This is a genomic window from uncultured Sphingomonas sp., assembly GCF_913778135.1.
GTDB lineage: Bacteria > Pseudomonadota > Alphaproteobacteria > Sphingomonadales > Sphingomonadaceae > Sphingomonas.
This window is the reverse complement of the sequence record NZ_CAJYVU010000159.1, coordinates 1-3,827: the sequence shown is the minus strand read 5'-3', so window position 1 is coordinate 3,827 and position 3,827 is coordinate 1. Positions and strand designations below refer to the sequence as shown.

The window sequence follows — 3,827 nt, the reverse complement described above, 5'->3', positions numbered from 1 at the left end:
CGACCCCAGAGTGATAAACGCCGTCCCTGTCGAGAAACGCCGCGTCCCCGCGTGTCTCGCGAGGAACGGCGTTTATCGAGGTTCACAGCCGGCGACCGGCGGCGACAACCCCACCCCCGCCGACCCGATACCCTTGAACCGTGAAAACTTTCGACGACCTGTTCGCGGAACTCAGCGCCAAGGCCGTCGAGCGACCCGCCGGCTCCGGCACCGTCGCTCAGCTGGATGCGGGCGTGCACGCCATCGGCAAGAAGATCGTCGAAGAGGCCGCCGAGGTGTGGATGGCCGCCGAGTACGAGTCCGACGAGGCCGCGGCCGAAGAGATCGCGCAGCTGCTGTATCACCTGCAGACGCTCATGCTCGTGAAGGGCCTGTCGCTCGAAGACGTCTACCGACATCTCTGAGCCCGGCTCTCCGTCCCCTCGTCGCCGCCCGTCGCGGCGCGAGTCGCCCACACGCTCACCCCACACGAAAGCCCCCGTCATGCTGCGAATCGCCGTGCCGAACAAGGGGTCGCTCGCCGAGACCGCCGCCGAGATGCTCTCGGAGGCCTGATACACCGGACGACGCGACTCGAAAGACCTGTACACCGTCGACCCCGTCAACGAGGTCGAGTTCTTCTACCTGCGCCCCCGCGACATCGCGACCTACGTCGGCTCCGGCGCGCTGGATGTCGGCATCACGGGCCGCGACCTGCTGCTCGACGCCCGCATGCCCGGCGCCCGCGAGGTCGAGTCGCTCGGTTTCGCCGGTTCGACCTTCCGGTTCGCCGGCCGCCCCGGCCGCTTCACCGACATCGCCGACCTCGAGGGGCTTCGCGTCGCGACGGCCTACCCGGGTCTGGTGGACGCCTTCCTCGACGAGCGCGGCATCGCCGTCGACATCGTCCCTCTCGACGGGGCGGTCGAATCGGCCGTGCAGCTCGGAGTGGCGGATGCCGTGGCCGACGTCGTCTCGACCGGCGTGATCGGCGTGCCGCTGCCGATCGACAAGGCCGAGGCGGGACTCGACGCCGCCTTTGCCGCTGAGCCGGTCGGCTGGCGCGACGCCGCCGACGCGATCGCGACCACCGACACGTTCGCCAAGGGCGCGAGCGCGACCGCGATCGTCGACGGGCGCACGATCACGATCGTCGGCGTCATCAAGGGCTCGGGGATGATCGCGCCCGACATGGCGACGATGCTGGGCTTCATCTTCACCGATGCCGCGGTCGCACCGGGCTATCTGCAAGCCGCTCTGTCGGCCGCGAACGAGCGCAGTTTCTCGTGCATCACGGTCGACGGCGACACCTCGACCAGCGACACCGTGCTCGCCTTCGCGACTGGCATGGCGGGGAATACGCCACTGACAAGCGACGAGGATGCGGGCGCAGACGCGTTCCGCGCCGCGCTCGCCGACGTGTGCCGCCAACTCGCGCTGCTCGTCGTGCGCGACGGCGAAGGCGCGTCGAAGCTGATCGAGATCACGGTCGAGGGTGCGGAGAGCGACCGTTCGGCGCACCGGATCGCGATGAGCATCGCTAACTCGCCGCTGGTTAAGACCGCGATCGCGGGGGAGGACGCGAACTGGGGCCGCGTCGTGATGGCGGTCGGCAAGGCGGGTGAGCCGGCCGAGCGCGACCGGCTTTCGATACGCTTCGGCGCGACGCAGGTTGCGCGAGATGGTCTGGCGGTGGACGGCTACGACGAGGCGCCGGTGGCGGCACACCTGAAGAGACAGGAGATCGAGATCGGCGTCGACCTGGCGCTGGGTGAAGGCAGCGCTCGCGTATGGACGTGCGACCTGACGCACGGATACATCAGCATCAACGCCGATTACCGCAGCTGAGCGGTGGGCATGAATACGCTCGATCAGGCGGTCGCCGCGCTGCTGGCGCAGGTGGCGGAAGAGGTGATCCTGCCGCGCTTCGGTCGTTTGAACGCAAGCCAGTCCGAGGAAAAGACGCCGGGCGATTGGGTCACGATCGCCGATCGCGAGAGCGAGGCGATCCTCACCGACGCGCTGCTGCAGCTCGACGCCGATGCGCGCGTCGTTGGTGAGGAAGCCGCGTCACTCGATCCTTCGCTGATTGAGGCGGTTGCGCGAGGCCGCGTCTGGCTGGTCGATCCGCTCGACGGCACCAACAACTTCGCCGACGGGCGTGAGCCGTTCGGAATGATGGTCGCGCTGGTCGAGGATGGTGTGGTGCAGCGCGGCTGGATCTACGCACCAATGACGAAACGCCTCTGCTTCGCGGCGCGCGGAGCGGGAGCATTCATCGACGGCACGCGGGTGACATGCGGCGAGCGCCCGGCGCGCCAACCGATTGCGACCTACTCGAACTACTGGTTCTCCGGTGCGGACTGTGCCGCGATCGAGCGTAAGGCAGCGGGCACTCTCGACCTGCGCCACGGCCTGCGCTGCGCGGCCGCGCAATATGCCGCGCTGGTCGACGGCACGCACGACATCGCTAGGTTCGAGCGCATCTACCCGTGGGACCATGCCGCGGGATCGCTGTTTCTGACCGAAGCGGGTGGCCAAGTCGCGCGGCCGGACGGACGCCTTTACGCGCTGACCGACACCGGCAAAGGCCTTCTCGCGGCGGCGGCGTCGTCGCTGTGGGAGCGAGGAGCGCATGTGCTGGGTACGGTTACCGACTGAGACGCAGCCGCCTCGGCAGAATATGGTTCGTCACACCTTCGCGGAGGTACGACGACTCGAAACCGTCGACCAAGACAACCTGCATGCGTCGTGGCCGCGGCGGAACGCTCCACGCACATGGATCAGCCGGCGCTGCTGCCGAGAGCAGCAGCGCCGCGAGGATCACGCGAGTTCACCCTCAAGCCAGGCCTTGATCCGGCCCTTGGGCTCGGCGCCGACCTTGGTCGCCGCGGGCACGCCGCCCTTGAACAGGATCATCGTCGGGATGCCGCGCACGCCATACTGGCCGGGCGCGTCGGGATTCTCGTCGATGTTGATCTTAGCGATCGTCACCTGCTCGCCGAGCTCTTCGGACAGTTCCTCGAGGCTCGGCCCGATCATCTTGCACGGTCCGCACCACTCCGCCCAGAAATCGACCAGCACGGGCTTGTCGGCGGACAGCACGTCGTTCTGGAAGCTGGCGTCGGTGATCTTCTTGGTAGCCATCGTAAACTCCTTGTGTCGTTGCTGATCTAGGATGCGCTGTTCACGCGCTCAACCATCCGCGACCAAGCTTTGCTCCGCCGCCGCCAAGCCACGCTTCCCGCGCGCGAGCGCCGCCGCATCGAGCGGGATCAGCACCGGGCCGCTGGTGTAGAGCAGCGCCACCTCCACCGCTGCGTCGGGAAAGATGACCTCCAGTGCCGCCTGGTACGCCGCCATCTGTTTCAGATGATAGTCGGGCACCTCCGACGCATCGCGCGGTACCTGCCGTCCGGTCTTGTAGTCGATCACGCGAACGTGTCCGTTGCCGATCAGCAGGCGGTCGACTGTTCCCGCCACCACGCGTCCGTTCGGCAACACCGCGCTGATCGGCGCCTCGACCAGCGCGTCCGGCCCGAACAGGTCGGCGAACGCCGGATCATCCAGCACCCGCAGCACCGGCGCAATGATCGCCGGGCGATCCGACGCAGGCACGTCGCGCGAGGCGAGCCACGCATCCGCCGCCTCGGCGCGAACCGGCGACGCGAGTGCGGGCAATCGCTCGAACAAGGCGTGCATCAACGTGCCGCGCTCGGCCGCGGCCTGCATCTCGGGCGTGGGCGGCGCGTCGCCAGCGTCGTCCTCGCCCAGTGACGAGGGCGCGAGCGGGCGCGGTGGGCGCTGTTCCTCTGGCGCCATCTCTCGTGCCCAGGGGGGCAGTGGCA

General features: G+C 68.3%; 4 protein-coding genes and 1 pseudogene. 3 read left to right on the top strand and 2 right to left on the bottom strand.

What is annotated here, in order from left to right:
• The first annotated feature begins 140 nt into the window (after nucleotides 1-140).
• The 3 genes and pseudogenes from QZ847_RS14525 (at nucleotide 141) to QZ847_RS14515 (ending at nucleotide 2,640) form a co-directional block, all read left to right on the top strand.
• Nucleotides 141-404: a phosphoribosyl-ATP diphosphatase gene (locus QZ847_RS14525; RefSeq protein WP_294357705.1), complete on the top strand. Its 264-nt coding sequence runs from the start codon at nucleotides 141-143 to the stop codon at nucleotides 402-404.
• Nucleotides 405-579: 175 nt separating this feature from the next.
• Nucleotides 580-1,827, top strand: a pseudogene (gene argJ / locus QZ847_RS14520) (bifunctional glutamate N-acetyltransferase/amino-acid acetyltransferase ArgJ); the annotation flags it as partial.
• A 9-nt stretch (nucleotides 1,828-1,836) separates the two neighbouring features.
• Nucleotides 1,837-2,640, top strand: coding sequence for an inositol monophosphatase family protein (locus tag QZ847_RS14515; RefSeq protein ID WP_294357702.1), 804 nt, complete (start codon nucleotides 1,837-1,839; stop codon nucleotides 2,638-2,640).
• Between the two features lie 162 nt (nucleotides 2,641-2,802).
• On the opposite strand, the gene trxA is transcribed toward QZ847_RS14515, so the two are convergent.
• Together trxA and QZ847_RS14505 are read right to left on the bottom strand one after the other, a co-directional pair.
• Nucleotides 2,803-3,159 carry a thioredoxin gene (gene trxA / locus QZ847_RS14510; protein ID WP_294357707.1) on the bottom strand — a complete coding sequence of 119 codons (357 nt, stop codon included), beginning with the start codon at nucleotides 3,157-3,159 and terminating at the stop codon, nucleotides 2,803-2,805.
• Between the two features lie 15 nt (nucleotides 3,160-3,174).
• Nucleotides 3,175-3,827: PD-(D/E)XK nuclease family protein (locus tag QZ847_RS14505; RefSeq protein ID WP_294357699.1), on the bottom strand; the 653-nt coding region annotated here is incomplete at its 5' end.